This is a genomic window from Vicingus serpentipes (assembly GCF_007993035.1).
Taxonomy (GTDB): domain Bacteria; phylum Bacteroidota; class Bacteroidia; order Flavobacteriales_E; family Vicingaceae; genus Vicingus; species Vicingus serpentipes.
On the sequence record NZ_VOOS01000003.1, the window covers coordinates 407,169 to 428,110 of the forward strand.

A 20,942-nucleotide genomic window follows, 5' to 3' on the forward strand; every position below is an offset into this window, starting at 1 on the left:
TTTTATAAATTACAAAATTTAAGATGGAAATTATAATCGTATTAGTATTTGTTTTAGGTTATTTAGCTATAACACTTGAACATAATTTAAAAATTGATAAACTAGTTCCAGCTGTAGCTATGATGGCAATTTGTTGGGCATTAATTGCTTTTGGTTTAGATGGTTTTCAATATTGGTTTGATTCTGCAAATCATGCTTTAATTGATGCTTTTTCTTCATTTGGCCATGAAGAAAAATTGCACTTAATGGAAGAAACACTCTTGCACCATTTAGGTAAAACTGCAGAGATTTTATTCTTCTTATTAGGAGCAATGACAATTGTGGAAATCATTGATTATTTTGATGGTTTCTCAACTTTTAAGACCTATATTAAAACAAAAAGTAAAACCAAACTTCTTTGGATATTCTCATTTTTAGCATTTATCTTATCTGCTATTATTGATAACTTAACTGCTACAATAGTTTTAATTACAATACTTCAAAAAATAATTAGCGACAAAGAAACTCGTATGTGGTTTGCTGGTTTAATTATTATTGCAGCAAATGCTGGTGGAGCATGGTCTCCAATTGGTGATGTTACAACTACAATGCTTTGGATTGGTAACAAAGTTTCTACGGATATGTTAATTCAATATTTAATTCTTCCTTCTTTATTATGTATGGCAGTTCCTTCGTTAATAGCTTCATTTATGAAGCCTTTTAAAGGTGATTTAACTGAATCTATTCAAGATAGTCCAGAAGAAGCCCATGATACTAAATATAGTCCAATAATGTTATATCTTGGTTTAGGTATGATATTATTTGTACCGGTATTCAAAACAATCACACATTTACCTCCTTATGTAGGTATGATGTTATCTTTAGGTGTTGTATGTACCTTTGCTGAAATTTTTAGTACTAGACATTTTTCACTTACTTCTTTAAGTGATCATTCTTCAGATGTTGGACATCATAGTCCTGTTCATAAATCATTATCTAAAATTGAAATGCCGAGTGTATTATTTTTCTTTGGAATTTTAATGGCTGTTGCAGCACTTGAAAGTTTAGGAATGCTATTCAATTTTGCAGAAAGTTTAAATACTACAATACCAAATTCTGACATAGTAGTTCTATTATTAGGAGTTGGTTCAGCTGTAATTGATAACGTTCCTTTGGTAGCAGCAAGTTTAGGTATGTTTCAAAATGAATTAAATGATCCACTTTGGCACTTTATCGCTTTCTCTGCTGGTACAGGGGGTAGTATGTTAATTATTGGTTCAGCTGCAGGTGTTGTAGCAATGGGAATGGAGAAAATATCATTCTTTTGGTATTTCAAAAAAATCTCTTGGTTAGCATTTATAGGTTTTGCAGTTGGTTCTGTTTCATTTATGATAATTAGAGGTTTTGTTGGTTAACCTTAAAATTAAAAGTATATATATTAAAACCCTCATTTAAAAAAATGAGGGTTTTTTGTATTTTGTAATTTTTAGAAAATGAAAAAGCAAATCAATAAATGTTTTTTAACTCTTTACATTATCTAGTTTTTTTCCCTGTAGTAGTATTACTATATTTTTTCACGCCATCTAAATATAGATGGCTTTTACTATTGGTTGCCAGTTACTATTTCTATATGGTGTGGAAGCCAATTTATATTTTATTAATTATTCTTTCAACGCTTATAGATTATTACTGTAGTGTTCAGATGGGTAAGATAGATTTAAAACCCAAAAGACGGCCTTATATCGCGGTTAGTATTTTTTCGAATTTATTAATATTAGTTGCTTTTAAATACTTCAATTTTTTTAATACAGCTGCTTATGATTTAGCTGATTTATTAAACATGGAATACGCAGTTCCAATGTTTAATGTCATTTTGCCAATGGGAATTTCTTTTTACACCTTTCAAACCATGAGTTACTCAATTGATGTTTATCGAGGTGATATTAAACCTGAAACTCATTTTGGAAAGTTTGCACTTTATGTTACTTTTTTTCCTCAGTTAGTTGCAGGGCCAATAGAAAGAGCAAAGGACTTGTTATCTCAATTTCATTTTAAATATGAATATAATCATGATAGAGCAGTTTCAGGATTAAGGTTGATATTATGGGGATTGTTTAAAAAAATTGTTATAGCTGACCAATTAAGCGGAATGGTTTCTTATGTTTTTGATAATCCTGAAAATGCAAATGGATTTTCTGTAATATTTGCTTTAATTCTTTTTACCCAACAAATTTATTGTGATTTTTCTGGTTATTCAGATATCGCCCAAGGTTCAGCTAGAGTTTTAGGGATAAGTCTTATGGATAACTTTAAATTTCCACTTTATGCTAAATCAATTGATGATTTATGGCGTAGATGGCATATTTCATTAGTAAAATGGTTTACAGATTATTTATACATTCCTTTAGGAGGAAGTAGAAAAGGAGTAAAAAGAAAATACTTGAATTTATTTATCATTTTTGCGATATCAGGTTTATGGCATGGTTCAAATTGGACCTTTATTCTTTGGGGATTGTTTAATGGTATTTTTGTTATCTATTCTAGGTTATCAGCTCCTTTTAGAGAGAAGATAATTATTAACTTTAAAATAAATAAACTTCCTAAAATTAGATATTCACTTCAAATGATAAGCTCTATTAGTTTGTTTGCATCAACTTGGATCTTTTTCTTAGCAGATAGTCTAAAAGAGTCTTTACTCTTAATTGAGAAGGTTGTATTTGACTGGGATAATGTTTTAAATAAAATTATCTATAACATTGATGGTGCTAGACAATCTACTTTGTATTTAGGAAAAGAGTTTGAGTCTTTTCTGCTAATTATAATTTTTATAATTCTGTTTGAAATGATACAATGGAAGATGAGTAAAACTTCATTAGATAATTTTTTTATTAAAAAAGTCAGATGGCAAACTTGGAGTATTTATTTATTCATACTTTTTTCAATTATGTTTATGTCTAATATAGAAGAAGCGCCATTTATTTATTTTCAATTTTAATGAGAAAACATCAATTATATAAAGTATTATTTTTTCTATTAATAATTGTATTAATTGATAGATCTTTAGGATTAATGGTTTCTAAATTGGCATTAAAATATAAGTTTGATAGAAGAATAGAACTATTAATTAATAATCAAATTGATAAAGACATACTAGTTTTGGGCTCTTCAAAAGCATTAAATGGTATAGATCCCCAAATTATTGAAAATAAAACAGGAAAATCGTGTTATAATTTAAGTTATAGCGGCTCAAATATTGAATTTCATGAGACAATTCTAGACTTAATAATTCTCTCCAAAAATCATCCATCTACTTTAATTTATTGCATAGATGACCCAGGTTCATTAATTAAGTTTGATGGTATTGTAGTTTATAGAAAAGAAGAATTGTATCCATTTGTATATAATAATGAAATTAATAATATTGTTTCTCAAAAGCTTGATAAGTCAATTTTAGCATCGAAAATTTCATCTGTTTATCATCAAAATGTAAATCTCGTTACAGCTATAAAATATTTGTTGAGAGGAAAAGAAGTTCCTGATTATGAAATAAATAATGTTGATAATTATGGTGCTAATATTATGATAGGCCACCAAGCAAAACATGAAAATATGAAGTTTGTGAATAGAAAATTTGTTTATGATACAAAATATGAGAATGATGAATATCGGAATGCATTTACTCGAATATTAGCAAAGTGTAAAGGGAATAATATTAACGTTAAACTGATTATAACACCATCTTTTGTTTCCTCCACTATTGGCTTTAGAGATAGAATTAGTGAACTTTCGAAAGATACTTTACTTGTTTATGATTATTCCAATCAATTTACAAATAATGAATTGTTTTATAATTATGAGCATCTTAATAAAAATGGAGCAACTAAATTTACAAGCTTAATAGCTGATGAATTAAATCTATAAAAGGACTTTGCATAGCAAGAAAAAATAACCGTTCTTTGAGTACTTTATCAAAAAAAATAGCTGATTTTAGAAAATGGAATTATTAAATAAGAATATTGTTTTTATGCACATTCCTAAGAATGGAGGAACAACACTTGACTCTATTTTAGATAAAAATTTTTCAGTTAATAATACATTTAATGTTAAAGTTATTGGTAATAGTGAGTTAAATATTTCTGATTTACTTAATTTAAACGAAGAAGAATTAAATAATATAAAACTATTAAAAGGTCATGTGCCTTTTGGTATTCATCAAAAACTTAGAAATCAATTTAATTACATAACACTTTTAAGAAACCCTGTTGATAGAATTGTATCTTACTATTATTACGTGCTAAGTTTACCTTCTCATAGACTATATGAACGAGTGATGAAAGAAAAAATGTCTTTATATGATTTCGCTACAAAAATAAATCAAGGAGACGTTAATAATGCTCAAATTAGAGTGATTAGTGGAATAGAAGATACTCCTGAAAATATGTTGTCAAAAGCTATAGATAACATAGACAATAATTTTTCATTTGTAGGATTGGTTGAAAAGTATGATGAGTCACTTCTTCTTCTTCAAGAACTTTATAAATTTAAAATTCCATATTATCGATCATTAAATAAAACTCCTAAAAGATCTAAGTTAGATGAAATTGATAAAAATACTTTAGTAGCAATAAAAGATTTAAATCAAGGAGATATTGATTTATATTCAATAATGGAGAAAAAGTTCAATAAAGAATTAGAAGAAGTTGATTTGTTAAACTTTAAATTAAAAAAGTTAAGAAGTGTAAATAAGTTATATAATTTTTACGCAGGGTTTAAGTCCTAACTTTCATTTCAGGAGTAAAAGATAATGTTTTTTAATTCGATACATTTTTTATTTTTTTTACCAATAGTAGTATTTCTATACTATTCATTTAAGCCAAAATATAGGTGGATAATATTGCTAATAGCAAGTTATTACTTCTATATGGTATGGAAGCCAATCTACATTTTACTAATAATTCTTTCAACTCTTATAGATTATTATTGTAGTTTAAAGATGGGGAATTATGAAGAAAAAAAACTCCGTAAGCCATACGTAATTATTAGTATCGTCAGTAATTTACTTATACTTATTACTTTTAAATACTTTAATTTTTTTAATATCGCTGCCCATGATTTAGCTAGCTTACTTGGTATAGAGTACGCTGTTTCTTACCTAAATGTGCTTTTGCCAATGGGAATTTCTTTTTATACATTTCAAACAATGAGTTATTCTCTTGATGTTTATAAAGGGAATATAAAACCAGAAAAACATCTAGGGAAATTTGCATTATATGTAACATTTTTTCCTCAGCTTGTTGCTGGACCTATTGAAAGAGCTAAAAATTTATTGTCTCAGTTTCATTTTGATTTTAAATACAACCATGAACAAACTGTTTCAGGTGTTCGATTAATAATGTGGGGGTTGTTTAAAAAAATTGTAATTGCTGATCAATTGAGTAGTATGGTTAATCATGTATATGGTAATCCAGAGGCTAGCCAAGGGTTTTCAATTTATTTTGCATCTTTATTGTTTGCTCAACAAATCTATTGTGATTTTTCAGGTTACTCAGACATAGCTCAAGGATCTGCACGAATTATGGGGGTTAAGCTAATGGATAATTTTAATTTCCCTTTTTATGCTACTTCATACAATAATTTTTGGGGTAGATGGCATACTTCTTTAATGCAATGGTTTAGAGATTATATAATGTTCCCATTAGTTCGAAAAAAATGGAAATGGCAATCAGTATTTATGACTGTTTTTTTAATAAGTGGTTTATGGCATGGTGCTGATTGGACATTTATAATATGGGGAATAATAAATGGATTTTTTGTAATCTATTCAAAAGCATCTTCAGATTTTAGAGCTAGAATGATTGTAAAGTTAGGTATAGATAAATATCCTAAAACCAGACATTTTCTTCAAATACTAGCTGTTGTAAATATTTTTTCAATATTTGGTTTGTTTTTCCCTGCTAGAAGTATGGCTGATGCTAAAATATTAATTGCAAATTATTTTAAAGGTTGGTCAGATTTAGTAGGGAATTTAATAGCTAATGAAAACGGGTTTAGGCAAGAGGTATTGTACTTAGGTAAAGATGTTGATACTTTTACCATAATAATTTTATTTTTTATACTTTTTGAAATAATACAATGGAAAATGAGTAAAAGTTCGGTAGATAATTTTTTCATTAATAAACCAAGATGGCAAGCATGGTCTATCTATTTATTCTTTATATTTTCAATAATAATAATGTCTAATATCGAGGAAACACCATTTATTTATTTTCAATTTTAATGACTAAGAGGAATATATATCGTTTATTATTATTTATAATTCTAATTATAATTATTGATCGTTCTTTAGGTTTCCTAATTTCAAATTATTCTTTAAAGTATAGGTTCGATAATCGTATAGGTTTACTTCTTAAAGATAGTCTGAATAAAGATGTTTTTATTATTGGATCATCAAGAGCTTTAAATGGGTATTCTCCTAAAGTTATAGAAGAAGAAACAAATTTTACATGTTACAATTTAGCTGTAAGTGGTTCAAATGTTGAGTTTCATGAAACTGTTTTGGATTTAATATTAAGTTCAAAGCACAAACCAAAAACCATCATATATAATTTGGATGATTGTGCTACATTAATGCAATTTAAAGGTCAAATTATTTATCCTTTTGAACAACTATACCCTTATGTAGAAAATGATAAAATAAATAAAATTGTAGCAGAAAAAATGGATAAGAATTTATGGACAACTAAGTTTTCTTTAACTTATAAGCATAATGTTAATTTTATTTCAGCAGTTAAGTATTTAAGAGGAGGAAAAGAAAAACCTTCGTTTGAAATAAACAATATTGATAAGTATGGTTCTAATTTAATGGAAGGAAAAGCTAAAGGTTTTGAAGATATGGTCTTCCAAAATAACAATCCGTATAAATTTGAGAAATCTTATAAACCATATCAGCAGTCTTTAGAAAACATCATTAATAAATGTAAATCAAATAATGTTAAATTAATTTTAGTAAATCCTCCAATCTTTTTTACTAAAAATAAAGGCTTTTTGGAAGAGGTATCTAAAATTTGTAATAACGATGCTGAAATAATAGATTATGCGGAGTTATTTGCATCCAATGATTATTTTTACAATCATGGCCATTTAAATAAAAAAGGAGCTATTGAGTTTTCTAAACAATTATCAAAAGCGTTAAATAAGAATTAAGAAATGGTATTTACTGCACCTTCATTTTTATTCTTTTTTTTACCGATAACGCTCATCTTAAATTTTCTATTTCAGAAGTTTAAAATAAGAAATACCATTCTTTTAATTCTGAGTTTATTCTTCTACATTTTTGGTGAAGGAGAATTGGTTTTGCTAATGATAGGTTCGATTGCACTTAACTTTTATTTAGGTAAATGGATTGAAAAAAAACATTCCAAATTATCGATATCAGTTGGAGTTGCTATTAATTTAATATTATTAATAGTAAACAAGTATACCGGATTTATTATTGATAATCTCAATGTGTTTTTTGAAATTTTTGATTTCCCTTTAATTTCAAATATAGAAATTAAACTTCCGGTAGGTATTTCATTTTATACATTTCAGAGTATTTCCTATTTAATAGATGTATATCGAAAAAATAATAAAGCTCAAAAAAGTTTTGTAGACTTAGCACTTTATGTATCCTTATTTCCGCAGTTAATTGCAGGTCCAATTGTACGATATAAAGATGTTGCATATCAGTTACAAAAAAGAATTCTTCATATAAAAAAGTTTAATGTTGGAGTTGAAAGATTTATAATTGGGTTAGCTAAAAAAGTAATCATTTCAAACTCATTAGCTTTAGTAGCTGATTATATTATGGATGCCGATATGAATAAGCTGGATGCATCAACAGCTTGGTTGGGTATAATATTATATTCATTACAAATTTATTTTGACTTCTCGGGTTATTCAGATATGGCTATAGGTTTGGGTAAAATGTTAGGCTTTGATTTTTTAGAGAACTTTAATTTCCCTTATGCATCAAAATCTATAAGAGAATTTTGGAGACGTTGGCATATTTCGTTAAGTAACTGGTTTAGAGATTACCTCTATATTTCATTAGGAGGTAATCGTAATGGTAACTTTAAAACCTATTTAAATTTATTTATAGTATTTTTTTTAACGGGCTTATGGCATGGGGCTAGTTGGAATTTTGTTTTATGGGGAATGATACATGGAGTATTTATTGTAATTGAGCGTTTAGGATTTGATAAAATTATTGATCGATTAAAAATTTTAAGAAATATTTACACCCTTTTTGTTGTAATGATAGCTTGGATATTTTTTAGAATAGAGACATTTTCAGATGCTATTAATTACATTTCAATAATGTTTAGCGGAACAACGAACCCTAATCATTATACCTTTAATATGTTTTTATCTACTGAAATTATCTTTGTATTAATAGTAGGAATAATACTATCTTTTAATGGATTAACCCTTTTTTATAATAAATTTTTAATCACAGATAATCAGTTACTTAACTTTACATATAAATCAATTAAAACAATAAGCCTTCTTTTCATATTTGTTTATTGTATTATGAATGTTGCTTCAGGTAGTTATAATCCTTTTATCTATTTTAGATTTTAATGAGTAAAATAATTAAATATATAATTATAGGAATTTGTATTACTTCTGTACTCTTTTTTTTCTTAAAAAGGTTTTTTGCAACTGATATTACTCTTTTTATAGCTTTAACTATAGCAGTTGCTGTTTCGATAATATTATATAAAAAGAAACAATTAAACTTTACGTTTAATCAAACACTTTTGGTTTTTAGTTTTGTGTCAATTTTATTTATTCCTTTTTTTGGAGAAAAACAAAATGAAAGTTTAGAAAATAGAAGTCTTGAACAATTTCCTGAATGGCGTTGGTCTAATGTTTGGAAGTTTTTTAGAGATTATCAAAATTACTTTAATGACAGATTTACTTTAAAAAATGAGCTGGTAGCTTTTTATGGAGAATTAAAATATGATCGCCTTAAACTAAACAATCTTACATCTCAGGTTGTTTTTGGAAAAGAAGGATGGATGTTTTTTAATGAAAAAAAAGCATTAGATAATATATCTATTGAATTTACTTTGCAAGAGCTAAAGCGTATTAATTATAATTTAACGCTTATTACCATTTGGTTTGAAGAGCATGGAATTAAATATTACTTAACATTTCCTCCATCAAAGCCAAGAGTTCACAATGAAAAAGCCCCTGATTTTCTTAACGAAAGATTAACCTATTCTTCTTCAGACCAGCTATTTGAATATCTTAAATTAAATTCTAGATATAATTTTATTAATTACGTTGATGAATTAAGAAAAGCTAAAAAAGATAATCCTGTTTACCTAAAATATGATACTCACTGGAATGAAAGAGGGGCTTATTTTGGTTATAAAAAAATATTAGATGTCCTTAATAAGGATTTCCCCAAATTACATCCTTATGAGTTGAGTGATTTTAATATTAAGAAACAAACTATGCAAACAGGTGATTTACTTCATTTATTAGGGTATAAAACTCAGTATGCTTATTTAGAGGATGCTTTTACTCCTAAAGATGGAAACCTACCCCAATTAACCTATACAACAAGATTTCCTGATAACCCCGATAATGTATTTCAAGTTTTTGAAATGCAAAACGATACTTTAGATATCGATATTTATGTAATTAGAGATAGTTATTCTGAAAATTTAAAAAAATTCTTGTCACTTAATTTTAATAAATCGGTTTATGATTGGACACCTAGAATTTCAATTCCACGAATTTTAGAGTATAAACCCAACATAATTGTACACGAAATTTTAGAAAGATTTAATTATGAATACTTTAATCTTCCTCCTGAAATTGAAAATGATACAGCTTTTGTTAATCGTTTTAATTTTGAAGATTTTTAAAATTTAAAGTAAATAAAAGGATTAAATCCAGAAGCAAATAATTCGCCTAAAGAAAGTAAAAACAAACACATTATAGAAACGAAAGAACCGACTATTTTTATTTTGTTTGAAGGCATTGATGAAAGGTGATTATTTAATTGAACTTCAAAAAAAGCACCAATAAAGGACAATAGAGCAGCTGTAAAAAGTGTGAAATAAAATTTATTTGTAAATAATTCTGACCAATTATTCATTTGTAAATCTGTATTATTTATGGCTTGAATATAATTTAAAGCTTGAGAAAGGTTGTCAACTCTAAATAATAACCATCCTAAAGACACAATTACAAACGTTGATAATATTGTAATAAAAGAAGGTAGTTTAGAGGTTAGTTTTGAGAGAAATAATCGTTCTAAAACTAAAAAGATTCCATGATAAGCTCCCCAAACTATAAAGTTCCAACTTGCTCCATGCCAAAATCCTGAAATTAAAAAAACTAATATAAGGTTGAAATAAGTTCTAACTTCACTTTTTTGATTTCCACCTAAAGGGATATATAAATAATCTCTCATCCAATTACTTAGTGTAATGTGCCATCTTTTCCAGAACTCGGTAATATTTTTAGCTATGTATGGAAAATTGAAATTTTCAGGAAATGTAAATCCCATCATTTTACCTAACCCAATAGCCATATCTGAATAGCCAGAGAAGTCAAAGTAAATCTGAAAGGAATAAGCTGTAAGACCTAAAAGAACTGCAAAAGTTGATAGTTCGGTAATAGGTAAAATAAAAATAGCATCTACAGTTTCTCCTAAAACATTAGCGATTAATATTTTCTTACCTAAACCAATTATAAATCGTCGTAATCCTAAATATACTGTGTTATAATTTATTGTTTTAAAGCGATCAGTAATTTGATTGCTTATTTCTTTAAATCGAACAATAGGCCCAGCAATAAGTTGAGGAAATAAGACAACATAGAGAAGATATTTGCTAAAATTTACTTGAAGCTCGCCATTACTTCTTTTTAAATCAACTAGGTAGCTTATTTTTTGGAAAGTAAGAAATGAAATACCAATGGGTAAGGCAACTCTTAAAAAGGTTTCGTTACTGCTTGTGTAAGTTAAAAAGTTTTCGATAAAAAAATTATAGTACTTAAAATATAGAAGTAAACCTACATTACTTAATATTCCTATATAATAAATAAACTTAAGATTGTATTTTAAATAGAATAATGCACATATGTAATCTAAAACACAACTTAATATTAAAATAAAAATAAAAGAAGGAGCTCCCCACCAATAGAACAATAAACTAGAAAATATTATCCAAGAGTTTTTTAACTTTTGAGGAATAAGATAATATACCAAAAAGAAAATTGGAGCGAAGTATAATAAAAATATAATGCTACTAAAAACCATTATTTTAAAATTAATAAAAGTCCCAAATTTTCACTTTTTTTGAGCTCAAACATAATATTGTTGTTGGTTAATGTTTCTTCAATTTCTTTAAATGGTAATGATATATCATTAACTAAGATAACTTGAGATAAGTTATTTTCCTTTAAAAAATTCATAGCTGTTACTCTTGCTCTTCTTGTTGCATATTTAAATTTAAAACCATTGTTGTTACATAAATACTCAGCGGTTCCACATAACGATTCGCCCCAAACAATATCGAAATCACATAGCTCAGAATAATAATCATTAGCATCATTATAGTTTAAATGCTCTTTGTTTATGTATCTATTAATACCATCAACACACATTGTTATTGCAAGAGCAAAAGGAAGAAGATAAAGGTGTTTAGAATAAGAAAACAATTTTGCATTTCTAAAGGTATAGATGCATATTCCAATTAAAATCATTCCTGAAGCGAAAGGGTAGTAGTCCATTTGTATTTTATGAAATATAAAAAATGAGTAATTTAATAAAGGAAATAATAATATTATTATGAATTGAAAAATCGATAACAACCTATATCGCAATTGAATTGCTAATACTAATAGCGATACTAAATGAACAACAAACCAAGGTTGGTTAAGATTTAAATAAAATTTTACATTATCCATTACTTCAAATAAGCCATGTGAAGCAATATCATGGCTTGGGTAAGTTGGAACAAAAGGATTCCCTAAGAGTAAATAGGCATATATAAAATAAGGAGTGATTCCAATTATAGAATAGCTAAAGCATTTTAAAAGAAAATTTCTTAATTCTTTAAATTCTTGTTTTTTTATTTTTTTAATTACTTCAGGAAATATAATAGCAACAAAAGGAATTAACATTAATAAGTTGACTAGCCTAAAATTTGCAGATAGAAATATAAGTAATAAAGAAATGTGAGGTTTTTTAAAAGCTATTAATCCAGCAGTAATAAATAAACAAAAAGTAAAAGCCAAAGAATTTATTCTTGCTAATTCACTTAAAAATGGTGTAGAAATGCTGAATAAAATGATAATAAAAGAGAGGGGTATTAGTATGTTATTTTTATTAGTTGATGGGTAAGCATTTTTAAAAAATAAAAATGGGATTAAAAAAGAGAAAAATATTACTAAAAAGGGAAAGCTCTTTTTTCTATATTCTATAGGAATCCAGCTAATTAAAAATGAAGTTCCAGGAGGGTATTGGTTTATAATTTTGTAATTCGTTTTTTCAGAAAAATGATAGGCATAAGGCATTATCATCCATCTATATTCTAATTCAGGAATATTATTCTTTTTTAATTCAGTTACTAAATTCTTAAGGTAAGGTCTGGGAGAGTGATCATTAAATGTATTATTGTTTGAAAAAGCCTTAGCTAAATTTAGATATCCAAATTCATCACAATCAGCAGGAAGTTTTTCATGGTTATCACTAAATCTAAGTGTTGCAGCTATAGAAAAAAGTAAGCTTAGAATAAATACATGAAATATATAGTTTTTTTTACTGTTCATGCATTTGTTCAATTTGTTCAAAAAAACCAAACCCAAAATCTATCAATGATGGAGCTGATGAAAGAATTATAATGAGATCTCTATTAACAATATCTTTAGATTGAATTATATTTGAAGTTGGACCTATTTTATTTTTATCTATATCAAATTTAGTTTTGTTGTAATACCACAACTCTGAATTTTGAGTAAAAGAATTTTTTGGAATATCAAGGTCATAAAAGCTCCAGCAGAAACTATCAGAAATGAAAAGAACATTAAGTTTATTTTGAACATTAAAATTAAAAATAGGGTAAGCCATTTTTGGAGATTCTAATTTCTCTAGTAAATTTAAAGAAGGTAAATAATCATCATCACTAAATTTTATGTTAGCTGTCAAATAAATAGAATCTAATATCAATGAAGACGTTTCTTTTTTGGTTATTGTGTTTAACTTGTTAAATAAAATATTAGCTGAATTGTATGCCCCAAAAGTACTCCAATGAGCTCCATATTTTGGTATTAAAGGGTATTTAGAAGTTGTCTTTAATTCATTAAAAATAGAGTCAAAATCAATAATATTTATTCTACCTTCTAGTAGATTTTTTTTATAATAATTGTGATTGGTAGCTTCAACTTCAATTGGTTTTGGAATTAATTTTTCGGAATAATAATTTGCTTTGTTCGGTGCGAAGCATATTAGCAAGGGAATATTGAGTGAATCTAATTTCGTTTTAGTTTTTAAAATCGAGGTTATTTTGCTGGTTAAAACTTCATCATTTAAATAATCTTCACCTCTAATTGCTTTTATATAAGTAGGGTCAAAAATGTAATTGTCTTTACCTAAAGTTAAAATCGTATTTATTTTTTTATGAATAGTATAATCAATTTGATTTCGAACTTTAATTAGTTCAGCTCTAAAAGGTGTTTGATGTTTTAAATAAATTGCAGTGCAGTCTTGATAGTTTTGATTTAGAAAACTAGAGGTTGTTAATTTAGGCATTGTGCTTAATAGGTATGCACCCTGAAGGCCTCCTAGTTTAAATGGGCTAAAACTAAATTGAAGCATTGGTAGAAAAACAATAACTAAAAATAAGTAAAGAAATACCTTGATTATTTTAGTTTGTTTTTTATTCATACTTCAAATATCTAATATTTTCGATAAACTAATTGTTTATACTCTCATTTTTAAGTGATAAATATTTAAATATCTTTGTGACTTAACTTTTTGATATAGATAAATAACTAATAGATGATTAACAATAAAAAAATAGTTGTTGTTTTACCAGCATATAATGCTGCTTTAACTCTTGAGAAAACTTATAATGAAATACCATTTGATATTGTTGATGATGTAGTTTTAGTAGATGATAAAAGCAAGGATGATACTATTAAAAAAGGTAAAGAAATAGGTATTAAACATATCGTTTCACATGACGTGAATAAAGGATATGGAGGGAATCAAAAATCTTGTTACAATAAAGCACTAGAGTTAAATGCAGATATTGTTATCATGCTTCATCCAGATTACCAATATACGCCAAAGCTTATACATTCAATGTCTTATTTAATCGCTAATGACTTGTATCATGTTGTTTTAGGATCAAGAATTTTAGGTAAAGGAGCTTTAAAAGGAGGGATGCCAATATATAAATATATAGCTAACAGAATTTTAACTCTCACACAAAATATATTAATCAACCAAAAATTATCAGAATACCATACTGGGTATAGAGCTTTTTCTAAAGAAGTTTTAGAAAAAATTAAATATGAAAGAAACTCTGATGATTTTGTGTTTGATAATCAAATGCTTTCACAAATTGTATACGCAGGATATGAAATAGCTGAAGTTACTTGTCCTACTAAATATTTTGACGAAGCATCGTCAATAAATTTAAAGCGAAGTTCAATTTATGGACTAGGAGTATTGTGGGTTTCTTTAACGCACTTTTTTAATAAAATGGGGTTTGGTAAATCTAAACTCTATCACTAATGTATTTTTCATCCTTAATTAATTCTTTAACAAAAAGGAAGGTAATTCTTATTTCAGTATTACTTATAAGTTCTTTTGTTTTATTAAGGGTATCATTTGGAGGCTTTAATTTTTCTCATTTCGTAGTTGCAGGTTCTGATTTTGTTGTTAAAGATAGTTTACATCCTAATTTAATTATTAATGAAGGACAAGGGTATGATGGCCAATTTTTTTACAGATATGCTCATAGTCCTCTAGATACATCAAGATTTGCTTATGGAGTAACGGTAGATCATATTGAATATAGAATACAACGAATTTTATATCCAACTACAGTTTGGTTATTTTCCTTAGGAGGTAAATACTATCTGCCTTTTTGGCTTGTTATTTCTAATCTTCTAGCTTTTATAGGAATAATCTATCTTTTTATTAAAATAGGTAGAATTTACAAACTAAATTCACATTTCGCTTTATTTCCATTATTTGCTTTTGGGGCATATATGTCTTTAGCTCGAGATACATCTGAACTGTTTGAAGCCTTTTTCTTTGTTCTAGCAATATATTATTTTATAAGAAATAGCATATTGCTATACACTATAGCTATACTTCTTGCAATCTTTTCAAGAGAAACTTCTTTAATAGCTATTGGACCATTGACATTATTGGTTGGTTTAAAGCTTTTGAAGGACAATAAATTTGATCTTAAATTAATTGCTAAAGGGCTTTTACTAGCAATTCCTCTTTTATTGATTTTACTTTGGAAATTTTACTTAAAAACAACGATTAACTCTGATAGATTAGTAGATGGTTCACATAATTTATCTTATCCTGTTTACGGAATTATCTATGGAGCAAAGCAAAATTTTAATTTGTCTGATTTCAAATTAATTTTTGAAACTATTTTTTGGTTCTTATTCTTAATATGGAATATTTGGTTTGTATCTATTGTTATAAAAAGTATTGAATTTAAACAAATTAAAACTCTAACGGTAAATTCAATACTTTCTATTGTATTTTTATTTTGGACTTTATTTTCATTAATTCTTGGTCCAGCTATTTATGTAGATGATTGGGGTTTTGTAAGAATATTTACGCTATGGAATCTTCTTGGGTTTATAATATTAATGCTAAATAAAAAGAGCATAAACAAGTTATTTATGCTCTTTTCAATTGGTCTATTATTCCTCCTACTAGTTCGTTTAATAATTAGAGTTTAACTCTAAAGTCATCATATTCTAATGAAAGATGTTTATTATAGCAAGGATCATGGTCAATGTACTTTTGCCATCTATCTTTAAATAGTTTATTTTCTTTCAAATGTTTTTCATATGATTCTTTAGTTTTATGAGGGTGTCCTCTTGAAATAGATTCATAATGATAGAGGGTTATCTCAGGAGTGAAGATATTGTTATAACCTTTCTCTTTTAATTTTAAACAGAAATCTACATCGTTAAATTCTATTGCCAAATCTTCACTAAACCCGTTAACTTCATCAAAACATCTTTTTCTTACCATTAAACATGCTGCAGTTACAGCTGAGAAATTATTTACACTCTTAAGGTAATTAAAATAACCAGGTTCATTTTTATCAGCGCCCACAAAAGGATGTCCTGCAATACCTCTTAAACCAATTATTACTCCTGCATGTTGAATGGTCTCGTTTTTATAAAGTAATCTAACTCCAACAGCACCAATAGATTCTCTTTGCGCTTGCTCAACTAATAATGAAATCCAATCTGGTTGTGTAACTTCAGTGTCATTGTTAAGGAGTAATAAGTAATCTCCTTTGGCTTCTTTTGCTGCATTGTTAATCAATCTAGAAAAATTAAAATCTCCATTATCAGTTATACATTTAAATCTATTTGGTTCTTTTTGTTCCCATTTTTTTACCATTTCAAAAAATGTATTTTCATCACTATTGTTGTTAATTAGAATTACTTCAAAATCGGGATACTTAGTTAAGTTAAAAATAGATTTAATGCAAGTATTAGTTAATTCAGCCATATTTTTTGACGGAATTATTATACTAACCTTCTTATAAGTTTCTATGTCATATTTAATTTTATAGAAGCCTGGTAATTCATCAATAGATTCAACCTTACCTTTAATATTTCTTCTTGTAAGTGTATCTTCTAAAGCTTTTACAGCTGCTAATGTAGCGTAAGGCTTTGTATCCATATTTAATGCTGTAGATTCACTATGAATTCTCCAGTGGTAAAGCATTTTTGGAATGTGATGTATTTTTTTACATTTTTCAATAGCTCTTAAAAAAATATCATAATCTTGACTTCCTTCCAATCCTATTCTAAATCCTCCAATTTCTTTTATAATACTAGTTCTAATAACTGAAAAATGGCAAATGTAGTTTCTGCTTAAAAAATTATCGGGACAAAAGTCAGGTTTAAAATGCCCATCTAAAAACTGTCCTTTTTCATTTATTTTATCTTCATCCGAATATAAAAAGTCAATTTCTCTATCATTGTTTAAAGCCAATACATTTTCATATAGGGCATCAGGGGTTATTAAATCATCATGGTCTAGTAAAGCTAAATATTCTCCAGTAGCGATTTCTATTGCTGAATTTGAAGCTGCAGAAATATGACCATTTTCAGTTCTAAATACATATTTTATTCGTTTATCTTTTTCAGCATAAGATTTTATGATTTTCCTTATGTTTTCATTTGGAGATACATCATCTGCAATACAAAGTTCCCAATTTGTATAAATTTGATTGATAACTGATTCTATACATTCGATAAAGAAATTTTCAGGCGGGTCATAAACAGGTAAAACTATACTGATTAATGGTCTATAAGAAAGTTCTTTTTGTTTTTCTTTTAAAATCAATAATTGCTTTTTTGTAATAAAATTTTGTTTTGCCCATTTTTTATAATGAAGATTACGAACATTAATTCCGGTTATTTTTCTTATTAGAAAAATAAATATTTTCACAAAAAGCGACCATAATCTTTTTTGTCCTCTAATTGAAAAAATAAATTTGAATATTCTATAAAAACTTCGGTTATCTTTAGTCCAAGAATTAGAAGAAACTCCTAAATACTTGTAAAATTTCATTTTAAATTTTTTAATCATTCTTATTTGTATAGTGATTTTTAAAAGTATCATTTACTAACTCACCATTTTCATTGGTAAGCCATGAGCTAGAGCTATTTGCAGTTTTTATATAAAAAAGTTGTTCTTCGGTTAAAGCTTTTGGATTAATGTACCATCCCCCATGTCTAGCAGTGTATGGTTTATTAGTTCTGATGCCACTTAAAAAGTTATGATTATTTCTTTTATAATTTGGTCTGTACATCGCAAAAGTTGTATCTATAGATGATAGATAATGCTTGTTAATTTTATTTTGCCAAAATTGATTTTCCCAATTGATTATATTTTTTTTATTTGGATTATAATCAGGAATATCATCTAAATAAAGACTAAAACCGACTTTAGTAATATCTTTATTAGTATTCAAAAGTTTAAGAAAAACAGATAAGTAGTTGCTTGGCGTTTTTTCATGAGGAACGATATCTGCATCTGTAACTATGTGGTATCCTTTTGAATATTTTTCAAACAATTCTTTGTTTTTCCAAAATACAAGATGACCAAAATTTTCTCTCAATTTATGTATAGTTACGTTGTTGTTTTTTTCTATTTCATCAAAATAAGTAAGTAGGGGTATATAGGTAGAGTTATTATCGATTATAACAATATCTTGGTGTTTGTTTAATAATAAAAAATCTACTAATTGCTTCAAATGGAATAATTGGTTATAACTAATAATGATAACAGGAATGTTTTTAGGATTCCTTATTTGATTTCTTAGATTAGAGTCAAAAATATTGTTAAACCAAATTTTTATTTTCCATTTTAATAAATTAGAATCTTCATTAAGCTTATTTCTATGAAAATGATATTTAGCTTTAATTTTAGAAAGTAAACTCATATTTTATCTATAAATTTTAAAATACCTAGGTTCCTTAAAAATCTTATAGATTTTGCATTTTTCACAGTAATAGCAAAGTTTTCTAGTTCGTTAAGTCTAACATAATCTGAAAAATTTTCTTCTATTACTTTTTGTCTTTCCTGTTTAGTCTTCTCATTATTAATTGTGCTAACTCCATCCATATAAAATTTAGACAAAACCTTATTTACATGACGAGTTGAGCAGTTATGCTTAATAAAAGCTAAGCTAAAAAATTTCCAATCGGCTACAATATTTAAGGTTTCATCATATAATCCAATTTTATGAAATAAGTCTTTTTTAATAAATGTTGTCGGATGACCAATAGTTCCCTTCAAGAAAGTATTGTTGTTTATTTCATCTGGAAATCGATGAAGATTAGTTTTATCTTTAAAAACTTGAAGTAGATCAAAATAAATTAAATCTTCAGAGTGTAATTCGGCAATATTTTCTTCTAATACATTGGTATTATATAATTCATCTCCACTGTTAATAAATAAGAGGTAATCACCATTTGCATTGTTTATACCTTTATTCATGGCGTTATAAATCCCTTTATCAGGCTCACTTACACATAAATCAATTCTATCTTTATAATCTTCTATAACTTCTTTGCTGCCATCACTACTATTACCATCAATTACAATATATTCAAAGTTTTTGTTGGTTTGATTGACAATGCTTTTTATTGTACGTTCAAGTCCAACTTTATCATTGTAATTTATTGTAATTATTGATATTAATATTGAATTGCTCATTAAAATTTGTTCATTATTTCTATCACCTTTAAAATATCTTCTTCTGTATGAAAAAATGAAATAGGTAAGCTTAATGTTGTATCATGAATTTCATCTGCAATTGGAGTCTTAATTTTATCCAAAATTCCAATCATAGCTTTTTGTTTAACTGGTGTTATAGGGTAATGAATCTCTGTTTTAACTTCATTTTTTAATAAATATTCTTTAAGCTCATCTCTTTTAGGATGTCGAATATTATAAATATGAAAAACATCATAATAATCAGTATCTATTGCTGGTTTTATATAATCAGTTTTTAAGTTGTTTTGATAAATATTTGCAAGAAATCTTTTATGCTCATTAATTTCATTTAAACGTTTAAGTTTAATAGATAAAAATGCTGCTTGTATTTCATCTAATCGAGAATTAAAGCCAACTATTTCATTATGGTATTTAATTTTAGAACCATAATTTCTAAGTGTTCTTATTGAATCAGCATTTTCAATAATACTAGTTGTAATTGCACCTCCATCAGCAATAGCTCCTAGGTTTTTTGTAGGATAAAAACTGAAAGCTCCAATGTCACCCCAATTACCGGCCTTTATTTTTTTTAGTGATGCCCCATGGGCTTGAGCACAATCTTCGATAACTTTTAAATTATTTTTTTTTGCTAAAAAATTAATACTTTCCATGTTGCACATTTTACCATAAAGATGAACAACCATTATTGCAACAGTTTTTGAAGTTATTTTTTCTTCTATTTTAGTGGGATCAATATTATAGGTGTTAATGTCTGGTTCAACTAATACTGGCTTCAAACCATTATGAATAATAGAAAGTATTGTTGCAATATATGTATTAGAAGGTACAATAACCTCTGAACCCTCTTTAAAATTAAAAGACTTGAGTGATAGAGTTAAAGCATCTAAACCATTTGCTACTCCAACACAATATTTAGCCTCACAATAGTTGCTAAAATCGTTTTCAAACGATTTTACTTTATCTCCTAAAATATACCAACCTGAATTTAAAGTATCTTCAAAAGCTTTTTTATAAGCATCAAAAAAAGGAAGATTCAGTTTGCCTAAATTTTCATAATCTATCATTTATCGTAAGGTTTGTAAATATAATCTTCGGCTTCAAAAAACTCGGAAGCAAAAACCATAAGTATTGCATCTTTAGAAAAATTATACATCGTATGCCAATCTTGAGGCTCTATAACTAAACATTTATTCGGTTGATTTAATTCAAATTTAGTCTCTGTTTTACTATCGTTATTATAAATAGTACAAGAACCTTGAATACAAATTGCCGCTTGAATTGTTTTATGATGTCGATGTCCGCCTCGAATAGAGTCGTCAACTCCGTAAATATAAAATACCCTTTTAATTTCAAAAGGAATCACTTTTTCAATTACGGTTAAGTTTCCTCTTTTATCTGTAAATGTTTTTAAATCTAATGTATATGCCATAATTTT

At 26.9% G+C, this 20,942-nt stretch carries 18 protein-coding genes; 10 read left to right on the forward strand and 8 right to left on the reverse strand.

The genetic code is table 11. The annotated features are described in order from the left end of the window. Positions 1–23: 23 nt before the first annotated feature. From nhaD to FRY74_RS08245, 8 genes are all read left to right on the forward strand, one after another. Positions 24–1,394 (forward strand): sodium:proton antiporter NhaD, encoded by a 1,371-nt coding sequence (nhaD, locus tag FRY74_RS08210; RefSeq protein ID WP_147100391.1) that lies wholly within the window; start codon positions 24–26, stop codon positions 1,392–1,394. Between the two features lie 215 nt (positions 1,395–1,609). Further along, on the forward strand, positions 1,610–2,974 hold the full coding sequence (locus FRY74_RS08215) for an MBOAT family O-acyltransferase (protein ID WP_170227984.1): 1,365 nt from the start codon (positions 1,610–1,612) through the stop codon (positions 2,972–2,974). After that, a complete protein-coding gene (locus tag FRY74_RS08220; protein WP_147100395.1) occupies positions 2,974–3,900 on the forward strand; it encodes a hypothetical protein in 927 nt (308 codons plus the stop codon). The genes FRY74_RS08215 and FRY74_RS08220 overlap by 1 nt, the downstream gene beginning before the upstream one ends. A gap of 73 nt (positions 3,901–3,973) precedes the next feature. Continuing rightward, a complete protein-coding gene (locus tag FRY74_RS08225) occupies positions 3,974–4,759 on the forward strand; it encodes a sulfotransferase family 2 domain-containing protein (RefSeq protein WP_147100397.1) in 786 nt (261 codons plus the stop codon). Positions 4,760–4,972: 213 nt separating this feature from the next. Continuing rightward, positions 4,973–6,256, forward strand: a complete 1,284-nt coding sequence (locus FRY74_RS08230; RefSeq protein ID WP_394344897.1) for an MBOAT family O-acyltransferase — start codon at positions 4,973–4,975, stop codon at positions 6,254–6,256. Further along, entirely contained in the window at positions 6,256–7,182 is a 927-nt protein-coding gene (locus FRY74_RS08235; RefSeq protein ID WP_147100401.1) for a hypothetical protein, read from the forward strand. The genes FRY74_RS08230 and FRY74_RS08235 overlap by 1 nt, the downstream gene beginning before the upstream one ends. Positions 7,183–7,185: 3 nt before the next feature. Further along, complete coding sequence (locus tag FRY74_RS08240) at positions 7,186–8,601, forward strand: MBOAT family O-acyltransferase (RefSeq protein WP_147100402.1); 1,416 nt, start codon at positions 7,186–7,188, stop codon at positions 8,599–8,601. Then, the gene (locus FRY74_RS08245; protein ID WP_147100404.1) at positions 8,601–9,899 is read left to right on the forward strand and encodes an alginate O-acetyltransferase AlgX-related protein; all 1,299 of its coding nucleotides are present in this window, start codon (positions 8,601–8,603) and stop codon (positions 9,897–9,899) included. The genes FRY74_RS08240 and FRY74_RS08245 overlap by 1 nt, the downstream gene beginning before the upstream one ends. Here FRY74_RS08245 and FRY74_RS08250 read toward each other — a convergent pair. Genes FRY74_RS08250 through FRY74_RS08260 form a run of 3 tightly spaced genes read right to left on the reverse strand, consistent with a single transcriptional unit; the run spans position 9,896 to position 13,927 of the window. Beyond that, on the reverse strand, positions 9,896–11,299 hold the full coding sequence (locus FRY74_RS08250; protein WP_147100406.1) for an MBOAT family O-acyltransferase: 1,404 nt from the start codon (positions 11,297–11,299) through the stop codon (positions 9,896–9,898). The two genes, FRY74_RS08245 and FRY74_RS08250, sit on opposite strands and share 4 nt — an antisense overlap. After that, complete coding sequence (locus FRY74_RS08255) at positions 11,299–12,813, reverse strand: hypothetical protein (protein ID WP_147100408.1); 1,515 nt, start codon at positions 12,811–12,813, stop codon at positions 11,299–11,301. The genes FRY74_RS08250 and FRY74_RS08255 overlap by 1 nt, the downstream gene beginning before the upstream one ends. Next, on the reverse strand, positions 12,803–13,927 hold the full coding sequence (locus FRY74_RS08260; RefSeq protein ID WP_147100410.1) for a hypothetical protein: 1,125 nt from the start codon (positions 13,925–13,927) through the stop codon (positions 12,803–12,805). The genes FRY74_RS08255 and FRY74_RS08260 overlap by 11 nt, the downstream gene beginning before the upstream one ends. Before the next feature lie 114 nt (positions 13,928–14,041). Between FRY74_RS08260 and FRY74_RS08265 the strand changes: the two genes are divergently transcribed. Together FRY74_RS08265 and FRY74_RS08270 are read left to right on the forward strand one after the other, a co-directional pair. After that, entirely contained in the window at positions 14,042–14,782 is a 741-nt protein-coding gene (locus FRY74_RS08265) for a glycosyltransferase family 2 protein (RefSeq protein WP_147100412.1), read from the forward strand. After that, positions 14,782–15,978: a hypothetical protein gene (locus FRY74_RS08270; protein ID WP_147100414.1), complete on the forward strand. Its 1,197-nt coding sequence runs from the start codon at positions 14,782–14,784 to the stop codon at positions 15,976–15,978. Before FRY74_RS08265 ends, FRY74_RS08270 begins: the two co-directional genes overlap by 1 nt. Here the strand turns inward: FRY74_RS08270 and FRY74_RS08275 are convergent. From FRY74_RS08275 to FRY74_RS08295, 5 genes are read right to left on the reverse strand one after another with little or no spacing between them, the layout of a single operon-like run. After that, positions 15,968–17,836, reverse strand: a complete 1,869-nt coding sequence (locus FRY74_RS08275; protein ID WP_170227986.1) for a glycosyltransferase family 2 protein — start codon at positions 17,834–17,836, stop codon at positions 15,968–15,970. The two genes, FRY74_RS08270 and FRY74_RS08275, sit on opposite strands and share 11 nt — an antisense overlap. A gap of 10 nt (positions 17,837–17,846) precedes the next feature. After that, the gene (locus FRY74_RS08280; protein ID WP_147100418.1) at positions 17,847–18,710 is read right to left on the reverse strand and encodes a glycosyltransferase family A protein; all 864 of its coding nucleotides are present in this window, start codon (positions 18,708–18,710) and stop codon (positions 17,847–17,849) included. Beyond that, positions 18,707–19,486: a glycosyltransferase family 2 protein gene (locus FRY74_RS08285; RefSeq protein WP_147100420.1), complete on the reverse strand. Its 780-nt coding sequence runs from the start codon at positions 19,484–19,486 to the stop codon at positions 18,707–18,709. Before FRY74_RS08285 ends, FRY74_RS08280 begins: the two co-directional genes overlap by 4 nt. Beyond that, positions 19,486–20,571 carry a DegT/DnrJ/EryC1/StrS family aminotransferase gene (locus tag FRY74_RS08290; protein ID WP_147100422.1) on the reverse strand — a complete coding sequence of 362 codons (1,086 nt, stop codon included), beginning with the start codon at positions 20,569–20,571 and terminating at the stop codon, positions 19,486–19,488. Before FRY74_RS08290 ends, FRY74_RS08285 begins: the two co-directional genes overlap by 1 nt. Further along, positions 20,568–20,936: a sugar 3,4-ketoisomerase gene (locus FRY74_RS08295; protein WP_147100424.1), complete on the reverse strand. Its 369-nt coding sequence runs from the start codon at positions 20,934–20,936 to the stop codon at positions 20,568–20,570. The genes FRY74_RS08290 and FRY74_RS08295 overlap by 4 nt, the downstream gene beginning before the upstream one ends. Positions 20,937–20,942 lie beyond the last annotated feature (6 nt).